At 71.8% G+C, this 15,629-nt stretch carries 15 protein-coding genes; 9 read left to right on the plus strand and 6 right to left on the minus strand.

Going from position 1 to position 15,629, the window contains the following annotated elements; translation table 11 throughout:
• Nucleotides 1-115: 115 nt before the first annotated feature.
• Nucleotides 116-2,677, minus strand: coding sequence for a PIG-L family deacetylase (locus ACZ4YL_RS28380; RefSeq protein ID WP_468120438.1), 2,562 nt, complete (start codon nucleotides 2,675-2,677; stop codon nucleotides 116-118).
• A gap of 235 nt (nucleotides 2,678-2,912) precedes the next feature.
• Between ACZ4YL_RS28380 and ACZ4YL_RS28385 the strand changes: the two genes are divergently transcribed.
• From ACZ4YL_RS28385 to ACZ4YL_RS28405, 5 genes are all read left to right on the plus strand, one after another.
• Complete coding sequence (locus ACZ4YL_RS28385) at nucleotides 2,913-5,900, plus strand: bifunctional [glutamine synthetase] adenylyltransferase/[glutamine synthetase]-adenylyl-L-tyrosine phosphorylase (RefSeq protein ID WP_468120439.1); 2,988 nt, start codon at nucleotides 2,913-2,915, stop codon at nucleotides 5,898-5,900.
• Between the two features lie 83 nt (nucleotides 5,901-5,983).
• Entirely contained in the window at nucleotides 5,984-6,505 is a 522-nt protein-coding gene (locus ACZ4YL_RS28390; RefSeq protein WP_468120441.1) for a hypothetical protein, read from the plus strand.
• Between the two features lie 30 nt (nucleotides 6,506-6,535).
• Complete coding sequence (locus ACZ4YL_RS28395) at nucleotides 6,536-7,843, plus strand: hypothetical protein (RefSeq protein ID WP_468120443.1); 1,308 nt, start codon at nucleotides 6,536-6,538, stop codon at nucleotides 7,841-7,843.
• Nucleotides 7,844-7,872: 29 nt separating this feature from the next.
• Nucleotides 7,873-8,367 carry a hypothetical protein gene (locus ACZ4YL_RS28400; protein ID WP_468120445.1) on the plus strand — a complete coding sequence of 165 codons (495 nt, stop codon included), beginning with the start codon at nucleotides 7,873-7,875 and terminating at the stop codon, nucleotides 8,365-8,367.
• A 2-nt stretch (nucleotides 8,368-8,369) separates the two neighbouring features.
• Entirely contained in the window at nucleotides 8,370-8,834 is a 465-nt protein-coding gene (locus ACZ4YL_RS28405; protein ID WP_468120447.1) for a hypothetical protein, read from the plus strand.
• A gap of 103 nt (nucleotides 8,835-8,937) precedes the next feature.
• On the opposite strand, the gene ACZ4YL_RS28410 is transcribed toward ACZ4YL_RS28405, so the two are convergent.
• The 5 genes from ACZ4YL_RS28410 to ACZ4YL_RS28430 form a co-directional block, all read right to left on the minus strand.
• A complete protein-coding gene (locus tag ACZ4YL_RS28410; RefSeq protein WP_468120449.1) occupies nucleotides 8,938-9,714 on the minus strand; it encodes a CAP domain-containing protein in 777 nt (258 codons plus the stop codon).
• A 472-nt stretch (nucleotides 9,715-10,186) separates the two neighbouring features.
• Nucleotides 10,187-10,462: a hypothetical protein gene (locus ACZ4YL_RS28415; RefSeq protein ID WP_468120450.1), complete on the minus strand. Its 276-nt coding sequence runs from the start codon at nucleotides 10,460-10,462 to the stop codon at nucleotides 10,187-10,189.
• 72 nt (nucleotides 10,463-10,534) lie between these two features.
• Nucleotides 10,535-10,669: a hypothetical protein gene (locus ACZ4YL_RS28420; protein ID WP_468120452.1), complete on the minus strand. Its 135-nt coding sequence runs from the start codon at nucleotides 10,667-10,669 to the stop codon at nucleotides 10,535-10,537.
• Nucleotides 10,670-11,182: 513 nt separating this feature from the next.
• Nucleotides 11,183-12,031 (minus strand): helix-turn-helix domain-containing protein, encoded by an 849-nt coding sequence (locus tag ACZ4YL_RS28425; protein ID WP_468120454.1) that lies wholly within the window; start codon nucleotides 12,029-12,031, stop codon nucleotides 11,183-11,185.
• A 206-nt stretch (nucleotides 12,032-12,237) separates the two neighbouring features.
• Nucleotides 12,238-12,696, minus strand: coding sequence for an ATP-binding protein (locus ACZ4YL_RS28430; protein ID WP_468120456.1), 459 nt, complete (start codon nucleotides 12,694-12,696; stop codon nucleotides 12,238-12,240).
• Nucleotides 12,697-12,805: 109 nt separating this feature from the next.
• On the opposite strand from ACZ4YL_RS28430, the gene ACZ4YL_RS28435 reads away from it, so the two are divergent.
• From ACZ4YL_RS28435 to ACZ4YL_RS28450, 4 genes are read left to right on the plus strand one after another with little or no spacing between them, the layout of a single operon-like run.
• A complete protein-coding gene (locus ACZ4YL_RS28435; RefSeq protein ID WP_468120458.1) occupies nucleotides 12,806-13,654 on the plus strand; it encodes a helix-turn-helix domain-containing protein in 849 nt (282 codons plus the stop codon).
• The gene (locus ACZ4YL_RS28440) at nucleotides 13,651-13,857 is read left to right on the plus strand and encodes a DUF397 domain-containing protein (protein WP_376573513.1); all 207 of its coding nucleotides are present in this window, start codon (nucleotides 13,651-13,653) and stop codon (nucleotides 13,855-13,857) included. The genes ACZ4YL_RS28435 and ACZ4YL_RS28440 overlap by 4 nt, the downstream gene beginning before the upstream one ends.
• 5 nt (nucleotides 13,858-13,862) lie before the next feature.
• Nucleotides 13,863-15,035, plus strand: coding sequence for a hypothetical protein (locus ACZ4YL_RS28445; protein WP_468120459.1), 1,173 nt, complete (start codon nucleotides 13,863-13,865; stop codon nucleotides 15,033-15,035).
• Between the two features lie 43 nt (nucleotides 15,036-15,078).
• Complete coding sequence (locus ACZ4YL_RS28450) at nucleotides 15,079-15,576, plus strand: GNAT family N-acetyltransferase (protein ID WP_468120461.1); 498 nt, start codon at nucleotides 15,079-15,081, stop codon at nucleotides 15,574-15,576.
• Nucleotides 15,577-15,629 lie beyond the last annotated feature (53 nt).

Below are 15,629 nucleotides of genomic sequence, written 5' to 3' on the forward strand. Positions count from 1 at the left end.
TGGGCGGGAGAAAGCGTCGAACAGTCAGAGAGAGGGCGAATCGGCCGACTTGGTTCACCGAATTCGCAGATGACCGGTGCTTTTCCGGAACAAAATGCGGACGTTGTTCGTCCGCCTACGGCGATGCGGGCGCGTTGCGCGGGCCCACCGGCTGCCACGGCGCCAGGTGCGCGTTCGGCGCGTCGGCCGAGGAGGTCACGTACAGCCGCGCGTCGAGCCCCACCACCGCCAGGCTGACCAGGCTCTTGCCGGTCATCGTCGAAGAGGGCGCGCCGACGAACATCAGCGGGGACCGTTCCCACGGCCGCCCCGGCCCGGCCTCCGAGCCCAGTTGGCCGCCCGCCGTGCGGCCCGCCAGCACGTGCCCGCTCGCCGTCACGGAGCCGAATCCCTGGAGGCCGCCGAGGTCGGTCATCTGGCTCACCTTCAGCCCGCCCTCACCGGTGATCAGGGCGGTACGGACATTGCCGGAGCCGGGCTTGCGGAACCACAGCCGTACCCCGCCCTCGCGGCCGTCCGCGGTCAGCGGGAGCGTGGTGTCCGGCAGCCCGGTGGCCGTGACCTGGCCCAGCGGGGCGCCCGGCTTCGGCTGCACCCAGCCCACCACCGACTTGGAGGTGGCGGAGAACACCATGCGGCGCCCGGCGCCGTCGGTCGCGGTGGCCGGGGAGCCGTGCAGGTCGGTGCCGCCGTACTTCTCCCAGGGCCCCCAGCTGCCGTCCGCCCGCTGCACCCGGCCGCGCAGGCTGTACGCGCCGTCGCGCACGTACGCCGCCAACTGCCCGGTGCCGTCGACGGATACGGCCGGCGCGCTGATGTCGGAGGTCCAGGTCTCGTCCGCGGTCTCGGGGGTGCCGAGCGACTGCCACTCCGTGAACTCCGCGGCTCCCGGCTGCTTCTGGACGACGTAGACGACCTCGCGCTTGTAGTCGGTGGGCTTCGCGCCGAAGGAGGTGCGGGTGCCGAAGGCGGCTATCCGGCCGTCGGCGAGGGTCACGGTGCTCACGCCCGGGTCCATGCCGGTGCCGGGGAGCAGGTCCGGGCCCTTCCAGCGGCCGACGAGACCGGGCCGGTGCCAGAGCGCCACCTGGCCGTCGAGCACCTTGAAGGCCCACAGCCCGTGCTCGGGGTCGGAGGTCAGCCAGCTGGTGCTGGTGCCGCGGGTGTAGTTGATGGAGTCCGACCACCGGTTGCCGCCCGGCTGGTCGGAGACCTTGAGGTCGCCGCAGCCGGCCGGGCTGTTGCAGTGGTTCTGCTGGTCGAGCCAGGCGTAGGTGCCCAGGATGTCCAGCTTCTCCTTGGCCTCGTCCGGGTCCAGGGTGCTGGGGAGCGAGCCGTTTATGTAGCCGGAGTAGTTCTGCACCGCGAAGTGCGGGCGGTCCGTGACGTCCTTGGCGTAGGCGGCGGTGGCCAGCTGCACGAACCGGGCGCCGTAGAAGTGGTCCTGGTGGTCGGTGTAGCGCTTGGTTTCGGGATGCCGGCCGGGGGTCGGGTCCTGGGAGCGGACGGTGGTCGGCCGGTACTGCTCCAGGATGCCCACGAGGGTCTGGACGACCTGGTCCTTGGAGTACGAGAACTTCTCCTTGACCGGGGTGCCGGACGCGAGCATGGAGTCCAGGCGGGGAACCTTGCCGTCCCACAGGCCGTGCAGGCTGTCCGGGACGTTGTCGTAGACGGAGCCGGCCTCGCGGAGCTGCAACCAGACGAGGTTGACCTGGGGCTTGGCGACGAGGACGTCGACCTCGGCGTGGCCGCCGCCCTTGGTCGGGACGACGGTGCGGGTCCAGGGGCTGCCGCGGTCGCCGGTGGCCATTTTGGCGTAGGCGGCGCGGATGCCGTTCTGGCGGGCCTCGGCGTAGGCGGGCTTGTCGGGCTTGGTGGTGGCCGCCTTGGCGGCGCCGGCGTTGATGCCGTCGGCCTCGCCGGAGGTCAGGTAGACCGAGGTGACGGGGTGGCCGGCGGATATGGAGTACCGCAGGTCGGGGTTCATGAAGTACAGGTCGTCGTCGGGATGCGCGATGACCTGGAGCACCCGGCCGGGGTCGGGCGGCTCGGGGGCGGGAGTGGGGGTGCCTGCAGCCTTGTCGGGGACGGTGGGGGAGCCGAGGCGGTCGAGGAGTTCGTTGCCGCGGAGCAGGAGAAGGCTCCCGGCGGCGGTGACCACGCAGAAGGCGACGACCTTGACGAGGCCGGCCCGGCGGCGGCGACGGGGGCGGGCTCCGCCCCGGGCCCCGTCTCGGGCACCCTCTCGGGCCCCGCCCTTGCCGCGGGCGAGGCGGCGTGCCCGGCGGCGGCTGTCGGTGGCTGCGGCCTCGGGGGCCTCGGGGGCCTCGGTGGCTTCGGCCTCGGCAGGCGGGTCGACGGGTTCGGCCGTGGCCGGCGGTTCGGCCGCGTCGGCCAAGTCGGGCTGCGGCGCGGCCTGGTGGACCTGCTGGGGCGGGTGTGCGTACGCGTTCTGCTGCTGTTGCGGGTGCCCCTGGTAGGGCTGTTGCGCCGGATACCCCTGGTGCTCCTGGTACCCCTGGTGTCCCTCGTGCCCCTGGTGTCCCTCGTACCGCTCGTACCCCTGGTGTCCTTCGTACCCCTGCTCGGGCGGCCAAGCCTGCTGCCCCCGCGTGGATCCGGTCGGCACACCCTGCGGGTCCCAGGCTCCGGGGCCCTGCCAGGAGTCGGACATGAGGCTCCTTCCGGCAGGACGGCGGGGTGTACCCCGATGGCGCGATGAATAATCCGATGATCAGAGAATCCTTGGCATCGTATGCGCCTCAGGTCGAACATTTGATCCGGACACGCCCAAATCTACGTCGCGGCCCGGGCGGGACTCCGCCGACCGGTCCCAGGGCCTAGGCTCAGGAGCAGAGCCCGCCAGGGCAGTGCAGGCAGTGGCAGCGACAACCGCGGGAGGCGGCGGGATGACGGTCCCGGGACGCAGGAGCAGCACCTTCATCCGGCTGCTCCGCAGCGGCTTCACCGACCCATCCGCCGCCGCCCGGCTGCTCGACGCCGACGCGCTCGCGGCCGTACGCGCCGATCCCGTGCTGCTCGACGCCCTCGGCGCGACCGCCGACCCCGACCTCGCCCTCCTCGGCCTCGTCCGGCTCGCCGAGGCCCAGCCGGACGGCGAACTGCCCGGGCTCCTCGACACCCTCGTCAGCGCCAAACCGCTGCGCGACCGGCTGCTCGGCGTGCTCGGCGCCTCCGAGGCCCTCGGCGACCACCTCGCCCGCCACCCCCGCGACTGGCTCGGCCTCATCACCTACGAGGCCGCCGACCTGCACCCCGGACTCCCCGAGTTCGAGCTCGGCCTCGCCGACGCGCACGACCCCGTCGGCCTGCGCGTCGCCTACCGCCGCTGCCTGCTCTCCATCGCCGCCCGCGACGTCTGCGGCACCATCGACGTCGCCCAGACCGCCGCCGAGCTCGCCGACCTGGCCACCGCCACCCTCCGCGCGGCCCTGCGGATCGCCTCCGCCGCCGCCCCCGAGGACGCCGCCCTGTGCCGCCTCGCCGTCATCGCGATGGGCAAGTGCGGCGGCAACGAGCTGAACTACGTGTCCGACGTCGACGTCATCTTCGTCGGCGACTCGGTCCCCGGCGCCGACGAGGGCAAGGCCCTCCAGGCCGCCACCCGCCTCGCCTCCCACCTCATGCGGATCTGCTCGGAGACCACCGTCGAGGGCACCATCTGGCCCGTCGACGCCAACCTCCGCCCCGAGGGCCGCAACGGCCCCCTCGTCCGCACCCTCGCCTCCCACCTGGCCTACTACCAGCGCTGGGCCAAGACCTGGGAGTTCCAGGCCCTCCTCAAGGCCCGCGCCGTGGCCGGCGACGAGGCCCTGGGCGCCGAGTACATCGCCGCCATAAGCCCGCTGGTCTGGCAGGCCGCCGAACGCGAGAACTTCGTCGCCGACGTCCAGAAGATGCGCCGCCGCGTCGTCGACAACATCCCCGCCGCCCAGGTCGACCGCGAGCTCAAACTCGGCCCCGGCGGCCTGCGCGACGTCGAGTTCGCCGTCCAGCTGCTCCAGCTCGTGCACGGCCGCAGCGACGCCACCCTGCACTCCGGCACCACCCTCGACGCCCTGCACGCCCTCGCCGCCGGCGGCTACGTCGGCCGCGCCGACGCCGCCCAACTGCACGACGCGTACCGCTTCCTGCGCGCCATGGAGCACCGCATCCAGCTCTACCGGCTGCGCCGCACCCACCTCGTCCCCGAGGACGAGAACGACCTGCGGCGCCTCGGCCGCTCCATGGGCCTGCGCACCGAACCCGTCGCCGAGCTCAACAAGGCCTGGCGCCGGTACGCCTCCGTGGTCCGCCGCCTGCACGAGAAGCTCTTCTACCGGCCGCTGCTCGACGCCGTCGCCCAGCTCACCCCCGGCGAGACCCGGCTCTCCCCGCGCGCCGCCGGCCAGCGCCTCGAAGCCCTCGGCTACGCCGACCCGGCCTCGGCCCTGCGCCACCTCGAAGCCCTCGCCTCCGGCGTCACCCGCAAGGCCGCCATCCAGCGCACCCTGCTGCCGGTGATGCTCGGCTGGTTCGCCGAGTCCGCCGACCCGGACGCCGGCCTGCTGAACTTCCGCAAGGTCTCCGACGCCCTCGGCAAGACCCCCTGGTACCTGCGCCTGCTGCGCGACGAGGGCGCCGCCGCCGAGAACCTCGCCCGCGTCCTGTCCGCCGGGCGCCTCGCCCCCGACCTGCTGATGCGCGCCCCCGAGGCCGTGGCCCTGCTCGGCGACCCCGAAGGCCTGCAGCCCCGTACGCACGAGGCCCTGGAGCAGGAGGTCCTCGCCGCCGTCGGGCGCGCCGAGAACCCCGAGGCCGCCGTCGCCGTCGCCCGCGGCGTGCGCCGCCGCGAGCTCTTCCGCACCACCGCGGCCGACATCATCGGCTCGTACGGCACGGAGGACAACCCGGCCGAGGAGGACCACGGAGCCCTCGTCGACCGGGTCGGCGGGGCCGTCTCCGACCTCACCGCCGCCACCGTCGCCGGGGCCCTGCGCGCCGCCGTCCACAGCCACTACGGCGATACGCTGCCCACCCGCTTCGCCGTCATCGGCGTCGGCCGCTTCGGCGGACACGAACTCGGCTACGGCTCCGACGCCGACGTCCTGTTCGTCCACGAACCCCGCGAGGGCGTCGACGAACAGGACGCCGCCAAGGCCGCCCAGACCGTCATCGCCGAAATGCGCAGGCTGCTCCAGCTGCCCAGCACCGACCCGCCGCTGCTCATCGACGCCGACCTGCGCCCCGAGGGCCGCTCCGGCCCGCTGGTGCGCACGCTGGCCTCCTACGCCGCCTACTACCGGCGCTGGTCCCTGACCTGGGAGAGCCAGGCCCTGCTGCGCGCCGAACCGGTGGCGGGCGACGCCGACATCGGCGCCCGCTTCATCGAGCTGATCGATCCGCTGCGCTACCCGATGGAGGGGCTCGGCGAGGACGCCGTACGCGAGATCCGCCGGCTCAAGGCCCGCATGGAGTCGGAGCGGATGCCGCGCGGGGCCGACCCGACCCTGCACACCAAGCTCGGCCGCGGCGGCCTCAGCGACGTCGAGTGGACCGTCCAGCTGATCCAGATGCGGCACGCCTGGGCCGAACCGGGCCTGCGCACGACCCGTACCCGCGAGGCCCTGGCGGCCGCCCACGCGGCCGGGCTGATCCCGACCGAGGAGGCGCAGATCCTGGACGAGGCCTGGGTGCTGGCGACCCGGGTCCGCAACGCCGTGATGCTGGTGCGCGGGCGCGCCGGGGACACCTTCCCCGCCGAGGCCCGGGAACTCGCGGCCGTGGGCCGCTACCTCGGATACGCCGAGGGCACGGTCGGGGAGTTGCTGGACGACTACCGCCGCATCACCCGCCGCGCCCGGGCGGTCGTGGACGAGCTCTTCTACGGCGCGTAGCCGGGGTCCGTCCATCAGGCCAACTCTGGCCTATGGCTTCGCGATTTGCATATGATCACCCTCAACTACGGGGAGGCGTGACCATGTCAGATGATCTCGGCCAGGTGGACATGCGGTTGAACAGCGGGCCGCCGTTGGGTCCGTACGCTCCGGGGGTCACCCCGGTCACCCCGGTCGCCCCGGTGTCGCCCGGTCCGTACGCTCCGGGCGTCACCGCGCCGCCGTCGGTGGTCCCCTACGCTCCGGGGGTCACCCCGCCGTCGTCGGGGCTGTTCACTCAGGGCGGCGCCAAGGACTTCGCCTCGACCCCCGCGGAGAAGAGGGCGGCGGCGGACACGATCGAGAACGAGCTGGAGCACGCCACCAAGACGGCCGCGGAGCATGCGGACGACGCCACCGGCAACGCCCAGAAGGGCTTCGAGGGCTGGGAGACGGCCGCAGGCCTGAAGAAGGTGGCGGACACCTGGGACCAGCAGGTGAAGACGCTGATGGGCCGCCTCGCCGGGGAGAAGATGGCGCTGCGCGGTGCCTCGGGCTACATCGCCGGCAACGACATCAGCCTGGGCGGCCAGTTCGCGTCGCAGTCGCAACTGCACGGCATGTAGGGGGCTGCAGTGCTGACCTATTACGAAGTCATGACCACGGACCTGGGCCTGCTGACGACGGCCGCCGCCAAGTGGGACGCGATGGCGGGCGAGCTGAAGAAGGTCGAGACCCGCTACGGGGACACCGTCCAGACGATCACCATGGGGGACAACTGGGTCGGCGTCAGCGCCACAGCGGCGCGGACGAAGTTCACGGCGACCCGCTACGAGTACTCCGCCGCGCAGAACCAGGCCAAAGCGGTGGCGAGCCTGTTGCGGGGCGCCCACGAACAGCTCGTCGACCTCAAGAAGAAGCTGGAGAGCGCCCGCGACGACGCGATCGCCGCCGGCATGACCGTCTCGGAACAGGGGCGCGTCGCCTTCGACTACTCCAAGCTGACGCCCTCCGAGCGCAGCGCCTACCACCACGACCCCGACGGCCAGGAGGCCGTCCGCACCGCGGTCGGCAAGTGGCAGAAGCACATCGACGACCGGGTCAAGGCCGCCTCCGACGCCGACACGCACGTCAAGGACGCCCTCGTGGCGGCCGTGAACGACAGCAACAGGGATGCCCTGGGTCAGGGCAACGGCCGCGACGAGACCCTCACCGGCTTCAACAACTACGCCGAGGGCGACCTGGCGAAGGCCAAGAAGCTCGACGAGGTCAAGATCAGGACGAAGACCGACACCTGGGATGTCGGCTGGAGCAGTACCGGCCCGGGCCAGTACGGCAAGGAGGCTTCGGTCAAGGCCTACGCCGACCTCTTCCACGAGACCGCGAAGGGAGAGGGGAGCCTCGGGCCGATGCAGCTCTCCGGAGTCGCCGACATCTACGGCGGCGGCCGGGCAACCGCGAACTTCGGCCTCACCGACAAGGGTTTGGTGGCCAAGGCCGAGGGGTCCGCGGGAATCCGTGCACTGGCCGAGGGCCGGGCCGGAGGCGAGTACCAGAGCGTCTACGGGCGGGCCGAGGGATTCGTCGGTGGCGAACTCGCGGGCAGCCTCAAGGTCACCAAGGAAGAAGTGACGATCGGCGCGAAGGGGTTCGCCGGGGCGAAGGGCGGCGTCACCGGAGGCGTGGAGTCCGGCGGCATCGGCGTCGGCCTGACGGCCGAAGGATGGGCGGGTCCCGGTGCCGAGGCCTGGTGGGGCTACAAGAAGGACGAGACGACCGGGGTGTGGAAACTCGGCGGCAAGGCCGGCGCCTCGCCCCTCCTCGGCGGCTCCATAGGCCTGGAGATCACCGTCGATCCTGAGAAGGTGGCCAAGACCGCCGGTGACGTGGCCGACGCGGTCGGCGATACGGCGCACGCGGTCGGCGACGCCGCAGGCGACTTCAAGGACTGGTTGCTCGACTGATGTCCGATTCCATGGAAGGAGGGCCCCGGATGCCCACGACACTGCCGGTGCCGATCGAATTCCGGCTGCCCGAGGGCTGGCTCCCGGCCCGTCCGGAGGGGTTCGACCCAGGAGTGGCCTTCGCCGCGGTGCATCCGCGGCCGGACGCCGGGTTCACCGCCAACATCACCATCGACGGCGGGTTCCCGAAGGACGGGGTGACCCTGGCCGAGATCGCCGACGCGTCGGTGGCACACCTGCGTGAGTTCGCCGAGTCGGTGGAACTGGTCCACCGCCGCGAGGTCGGTTCCGAGGACGCGCCCGCCCTGACCCAGCGGCTGAGCTTCTCGGCCGTGGCCGACGGCGCCCGCCACGAGCTCGTCCAGTCCCAGGTGTACCTGTCCCTCGTGGACACCGGAGACCCGCACAAGCGGGCGATGATCCGCCTGGCCCTGACCGCCACCACGGCCCAGCACGACGAAGTCCTGGAACAGTTCCAGGAGTTCGTACGCTCGGTGCGCCCGGACAACGGGGTAAGGAGCTGACGGTGGGGCGTTTCTGGGACAAGCGCACGGGCACTAGGCATCCGGCCCGTAGCGTCACGCCGGGGGCCGCCGAGGAGCTTCGGGACGCGCTGCTCGCGCTGGGGGGCTCGGACGGGCTGTTCGCCGTCCGTGAGGGCACCCCGCGGGAACGTGCCGACCTGGTGGTGGAGTGCCGGGTCAGCGAGATGCGCCTGACCCTCAAGACCAGCATGCGCCTGGTCCCCGCGAAGCACGAGGTGCGCGTACTCGAAGAGCGGTGGGAGCCCTCGCTGGAGCACTCCGGCGAGCAGTACGGCCGGGGGCCGGGGAAGGCGGTCTACCGGCAGTGGGAGTTCCAGCGGGGCGCTGACGGCCGCCGCCGCAAGGTGGAGACGTTCCGCTTCGACACGGGGCTGATGAAGAACCCCCTGCAGAACACGGTCCTCAGGGCGGGCTGGACCTGGCGCGGAGTGCTGTTCAGGCTGTGACCGGTCCGGACCGGACCGGGTGCAGCGGACCGGACCGGAACAGGCGCAGCGGACCGCGGACCCTTCGTGGGTCCGCGGTCCGCTCCACCGGGCGGGCGCGGGGTCAGCGCGCCGTGCCGAAGTCCTGCGTCCAGTAGTAGCCGGGCTGCGCCAGGCCGATACCGATCTCCTTGAAGGAGCAGTTCAGGATGTTCTCCCGGTGGCCCTGGCTGTTCATCCAGCCCTCCATGACCTTCTCGGGCGTGCTGTAGCCGTAGGCGACGTTCTCGCCGTACGTGCTCCAGGTGTACCCGGCGCGGGTGATGCGTGCGCCCGGGTCCGAGCCGTCGGAGCCGGTGTGGGACATGTTGCTGTGGGAGGCCATGTCGGCGCTGTGGTCCTGCGCGGCCTTCGTGAGCTTCGCGTTGAGGGAGACGGCCTGGCATCCGGCCGAGGCGCGCTCCTGGTTCACGAGCGCGAGGACCTGGGCGATCTCGCCGGAGGCCGGCGGGGCGGCCGGCTTCGACGGCGCGGGCGCCTGCGGCTTCCTGGTGGCGACCGGCGGCTTCGCAGGCTTGGGCTGCGCGGGCGGCGTGGTCTCCACGACGGGCGGTGCGGCGGTCTCGGCGGGGCTGCTCGGGGAGGCCTCGGCGGGGCTGCTGCTCGGCGACGTGGCCGGGAGCGGGGCGTCCACGGGCGCCAGGGTGCTCGGAGTGGCCGAGGGCGTGGACTGCCACTGCCACGGGCGCTGCTGCTGGTGGCTCGCGGTCCGCGTCCGGCTGTTGCCGTCGTCCTGACCGTCGAAGCAGGCCATGGCGGCGGTGGGAACACCCACGAGGGCGAGCGCGCCGACGCCGATGACTATTTTCTTGTAGGACGACTTCTTCCGATGCTTCTGCATGCCTGACCTCATTCAGTGATCGCGAAGCTTCCGGCGCCGGAATCGCAGGGCGCCGAAGAGGCCGCCATTCTTAAAAGCCTCTGAATGGCCTGGCAAGTTTCCGCTGATCACGAGCCTGGGGCGGTCGGCACGTGGCTTGAAACGGGACCGTGATCGTGCATCATCACGATTTGGTCACTCCCGCAACCGTCTGATGAGTGCTCAGAAACGGCTGTGACCTGGCCGGTCGGCGGCGGGTCTACCGGTACCACGCATTCCGTTTCTGGCGGAGAGGGGAATGTCAATTCCAAAAGGGACAAATATCGAAATGTCGGCGGGTTAACGCTCCGTCAAGAAAGCCCACCACCGACGTGCACGCCGTGACGCATATCACTGTTTCCCGGCTGGGCGGCCCGGCGAGGCCGAGGCAGCGCGAAGCGCCCGTTCTCCGACGTACGGCGGGAAAACGGGCGCTTCCGGTATCTCGCGGGCCCTACCGCGGTTCCAGGGCCGCCGCCCGGCAGGCGCCGTTCGCGGCGCCACCCGGGACTCCGGCCGCGGTCAGGCCGCTCACGCAGCCCTGCAGGTCGCCGCTCACGCCCTGCCTGCAGGACGCCGTGACGGCGTCGGTGACCTCGGCACCCGTCTGCGCGGCCATGTTCGTGCAGGCGGGGATGTCCGCGTGGGCGGCGGGGGCGACGAGGGCCGCGCCGGTGAGGGAGAGGAGCAGACCGGCGAGGACGCCGGCGATACGGGTCGACGGGCGCATGGGACACACACCTGCTCTCGGAAGGGGGACGCGGGTGGCGGAACTCCTACTCGGGGGCCACCCGGCAGGCGCTCACCGCAGTCCCGTTGACGCCGCTGTGGCTGCCGCCGGGACGGCGATCGCGGTGGCCGCGCCGCCGAGCACGAGCAGCGGGACGGTACAGGCGGCGGCGCACACGCGACGGATCCGGCTGTTCTTGGTACGCATCAGAGTGTTCCCCTCGTCGGGGGTCGTGGAGGGCCGCCCATGGCACCCGCCTCTCGGGGTCGGGGTGCTGCGCGGCCTGTGCGGGCACGTGCACCGCCGCAGGCTGCTGCGGGGGCGCGCGCCTCCCTCCACCGTACGACCGGTGGCACGTCCCCACGACCGGGCGCCTCCGCCAGGCCGCCGCCACGCGCGGGGCGGGGTGCGGTCGGGCGGTGGCGCGGCCCGCCCACCCGGGACGAGGAGGCCGTCACAGTCTGCTGTGACGACCTCCTCGTCATTCCGTCGACGTCGTCCGTGGCGCGACAGGGGGGCGGCCGCTGGCCAGTTGAGGCCCGGCGCCCTCCGCGACCGGGAGGGCCCGGAGGGGTTCCAGCCTCCGTGGCGGAGAGCAGTAGCGGGTGGCTCTCGCCCGCCTCATGGTGAAGCAGCCGGCCCTCGTCCTGGCGGACGAGCCGACGGGAGCACGCGCCCGTCTGACGACCATCCGGCCATGCCCGGCTGCCGCCGACTCCATCAGGCGGCAGCCGAGGCAGGGGGCGTCGGTGGGGTGCAGGCGGAACATCGGCCCGGGGCGGGGGAGCGGAAGGCGCGGTCGCAGTCTTCGCACGAGCGGAGGGGATGGACCTCCCGGTCCGGGAGTACGGGGTACGCCGCCCAGCGGTCCGGGAGACGGGGCGGCACCTGTTCCCGCAGGCGGTGCGCCAGCAGTGCGGCCGGGGAGTGGATCACTGTTTGTGGCAGCGCACGCGTCAGAGCGGCGGTGACGGCGCCCGGCACGAGCCCGCGCTCCAGCCAGAGCGCAGCGGCGGGCGCCAGCCGCACCGTGTCGCGCTCGGACAGCACCAGCCGGGGATCGCGCAGCCGCAGCCGGGCCAGCAGCTCCCGTGCCTGGAGCTCGACCTCCGGAACGGCTTCCGGGGCCTCATCCGGAGCGGGCTCGGGAGCAGGCTCCGGGTCGGGCTCGGGGTCCGGCTCCGGGGACGGCTGCGGCTCGCGGCGCTCGCGGCCGGCTTCCGCCGACCTGGCGGGCGGGTTGTTGTACGAGACCGTGCAGGTCACGACACGCCCGGACGGGAGCCGCTCCTGGAATCGGGCCAGGTAACCGTGCGCCTCCAGCTCGCGCAGGGCGGCGGCGATCCGGACCTCGCCCTCCGGGAACCGTTCGGCCAGGGCCTTGATGGTCACCTTGCAGCCGGTGGGGAGGGACTGGATGTGCGTGGCCAGCCCGATCGCCGTCATGCTCAGCTCGCGGTGCTGGGCGAGATGGTTGCCGATCTTGACGTAGCCGCGACGGTGGTCGTGGTTGATGTGCCGGATGCCCGACGGGACGCGCGCAAGGGCGCTAAGCTGCTGGTCAGCCATGGGGGGAAGGGTTTGCTTCCTCTGTGGTCAGGCCCTCGCTCGGGATGCCAGTCCCGTACGAGGGCCGTACGCGTTTTATGGGGTTGTCGGGAGCCAGAGTGCCCGGCGAATTGTCATATGCGCCAGCCCGGTTGGGGTGATTCACCCGACCGGGTGAGAGGGGAGGGGGAGGTGTGGAGAGGTCATTTCCCCCGGTTATCTATTCCTTAGGCGTCGTGCGTGACCGGTAGCCGACCCACCGGAACGCGGAAACCTCGATCCGGTGAAATCGGACTCCCCAAATCCATTTCCGCCCATACGGTTTTCAGTGGCGCGGGCCCGTGATCGATCCCCCAACGCGCGGCGAGCGCGGCGACCAGAACGAGCCCCCGCCCCGATTCCGCCCCTGGCGACGCAGGCACTGCGGACGGCGCGAACTCCCGCCTGGTGTCCGACACTTCGATACGGAGCGTAGGCCCGTCCGTGATCCGCAGCGCGAGCCGGAAGTTCCGCCCCGGCACCCGACCGTGGGTCACGGCGTTCGCGGCGAGCTCGGCGACGACCTGCGCGGCATCCTCGAACGGAAGCCTTTGTTCCACGAGTTGGGTGACCGTGAGTGCTCGGGCGGCGCGTGCTCCGCGCGGGGTGGACGGGAGCGTGGCGACGAGGCAGGTTTCCTGATTCACGTGACTCAGCGTGGCCATTCGTGCGTAACCTGAACAGAGTTGAGGGCGCTGTGTACGACGGCTGTCCAAAGTCGTCCCGCCGTGTCCTCCCGGTCCCGCGGAGGTGGAAGTGAGCACAGACGGCACGGACGAGTCGAGCTGGGAACTCGACCCGGAGGACGAATCCGGGGCGGTCATCGCCGCGGTGGGACGCCAGTTGAAAATGTGGCGAGAGGCGAGTGGGCTTGACCGTTCCAAGTTCGGTGAACGGATGGGTTACGGAGCCAATCTGATCTACAAGATCGAGCGCGGCGCCCGCATTCCGCGTCCGGAGTTTCTGGACAAGGCGGACCAGGTCCTGGGGGCGGGTGGGAAAGTCGCCGCCATGAAGGAGGACATTCAGCGGGCGCGGTATCCGAAGAAGGTTCGGGATCTCGCCAAGCTGGAATCCCAGGCGGTGGAGATCGGGTCGTACGACAACGGAGTGGTGCCGGGCCTGCTCCAGACCGAGGAGTACACGCGCGCTCTCTATGCAGTGCGGCGCCCCGTCTACTCGGAAGACGAGACCGAGCGTCTGGTCGCGGCGAGGCTGGCACGTCAAGACATCCTCCGGCAGAATCCTGCCCCCTTGCTGACCGTCGTCCAGGACGAGGCTGTCCTTCGGCGGCCCATCGGGGGCAAGATGGTGATGCGCCGCCAACTGGAACACCTGCTGGAGGTCGGCCAGCTGCGCAACGTGGAAATCCAGGTGATGCCCACCCTCGTCGAGGAGCATGCTGGGCTCGCAGGGTCCCTCACCGTTATGCGACTCAGGGACGGAACGACCGTCGGACACAACGAAGTTCAGCTGGTCAGCCGCTTGATCACTGAACCGAAAGAGGTCCAGATCCTGGACATGCGCTATGGCATGATCCGGGCACAGGCTCTGACGCCTCGCGCATCGCTGACGTTCATCGAGAAGGTACTAGGGGAGACATGAGCATCGAACCGTCGGCCGCTGGCCTCTCCGGACTGACATGGGTCAAAAGCACCTACAGCACCAACGACGGCCCGAACTGCGTCGAGGTCGCCCACACCCCCGCCGCCGTCCTCGTGCGGGACTCCAAGCGTCCCGAGTACGCCCGACTTGCGGTCACCCCGGCCGCCTGGAGCGGCTTCGTCGCCCACGCCGTCACCTCGTGAGACGGGTGGAATCTGCCGTCGAGGCCGTGTACCGGTACCGGCGGCCGGATCCGGCGTGCTGGGACATCGTGGTCGAAGCGGTCTGTTCCGAAGCGTCGAGCTACGACGCCGACAACGCGCTGGTCCAGGCAGGCCGGGCCGTCACCCGGCATGCCGACCGGATCGCCGAGGACCTCCGCCGACAGCAGGGGCTCCTCGGGACCGCCGTCGGCCACGGCGTGGAGGTGCGCGCCCTGGCCCTTGCCGGGATGGGTGACCTGCGGGCGTTGCCGGCCCTGCAGAACCTCGGAGAGCACGGTGGCCTTCCCACCCAGCGTCCGCAGGCCCGCATTCTGGCCGAGCTGCCCGCGGCAGGGCTGGTTCCCACGATGCGGGCCGTGCTGCAGAAGGGCCGCTACCGGGCGGAAGCCACCCTCGAAGCGCTCTCGGCCTGGGGACCCGACGCCGCGCCCGCCGTGCCCGAGGTGACGGGGTTCCTGGACACGCCGTACGCCTACGACGCCCTGCGCGTCCTCGGCCGGATCGGGCCCGCCGCGGCCGGGACGGCGAACCGGCTGACCGACTTCGCCACCGGTCGTGACCCGCGCACCGGCCGTCACCACCCGCGGCGGGCCGCCTGGGCGCACTGGCGGGTCACCGGCGATCCGGCCCTCGCCCTCGACGTGTGCGGAGCGGCGGTACGGTCCGGGGCGGCCGGTCACGGCCTGCCCTTCCTCGCCGATCTCGGCCCCCTGGCCGCAGCCCACGCGGACACCGTGCGCGGCCTGATGGAGTCGCCCGGCGCGTGGACCCGGGTGGCCGCCGCGCACGCGTACTGGCGGATCACCGGGGACCCGGAGCCCGCCGTGCCGGTGCTGCTGGCGGAGGTGGATCCGGCCTGGGCGGGGCATCCGGCCGTGCCGGTGCAGGAGGCCGTCCGCCGCCTCGGGGAGATCGGCGCCCCGGCCGCCGCCGCGGCGCCCCTGCTGGGCCGGATCCTGGCGCAGGAGGAACGGCTCGGCCACCCCTTCAAAGGCGTACGGATACTGGCGGACGCGGCCTACGTCCGCACCCTCACCGAGGCCCTGGAACGGATCGCTCCGGGCGCGGGCGGCTCCGTACCGATGCCCTCGAAGGAGCTCGTACCCGTACCGGCTTCCGAGCGAAGGCGGTTCCTCCGGTTCGGGCGCCCGGTCTGACATTCCCAAGTGCCCGGGAACGCGGCGGGGTTACGGTGAGGGCATGTTCACCGTTCGTCGCGCCGGCCCGTACGACGGGGGCATCCTCGGCGAGATCCACGCCGCAGCCTGGGAGGCGGCCTACGCCCCCTTCTTCGATCCGGAGTTCGCCGCACGCGGTGTCCGGAGCAGACGAACGCGGTGGCACGAAAGGGTCGGTCAGCCGGACACCACGATCCTGCTGGCCGAACACGACGGCCGTCCGCTGGCCCTGACCGCCTTCAGGGCCTCTTCGGCCCGGCCGGGTCTGTCCGAGATCCTCTCCTTCTACAGCCACCCCGACAGCTGGGGCAGCGGCATCGCGGCCGCGCTGATGACCGGGACGCTGGACCACCTGCGCGATGGCGGGTTCGCTCGGACACACCTGTGGACCCTGCGCGACACCCCGCAGTCCCGCCGCTTCTACAGCAAGTGCGGCTTCACCGAGAGCGGCGCCGCCCGCCCCTTCGACTTCGGCGACGGGAAGCCCCTCACCCAGATCGAATACGAGCGCGCGTGCTGACACTCCGCCGAACTCCGCCGAACTCCGCCGAACTCCGCCGAACTCCGGCAGAA

The sequence above is a fragment of the Streptomyces sp. NPDC030021 genome, assembly GCF_055574035.1.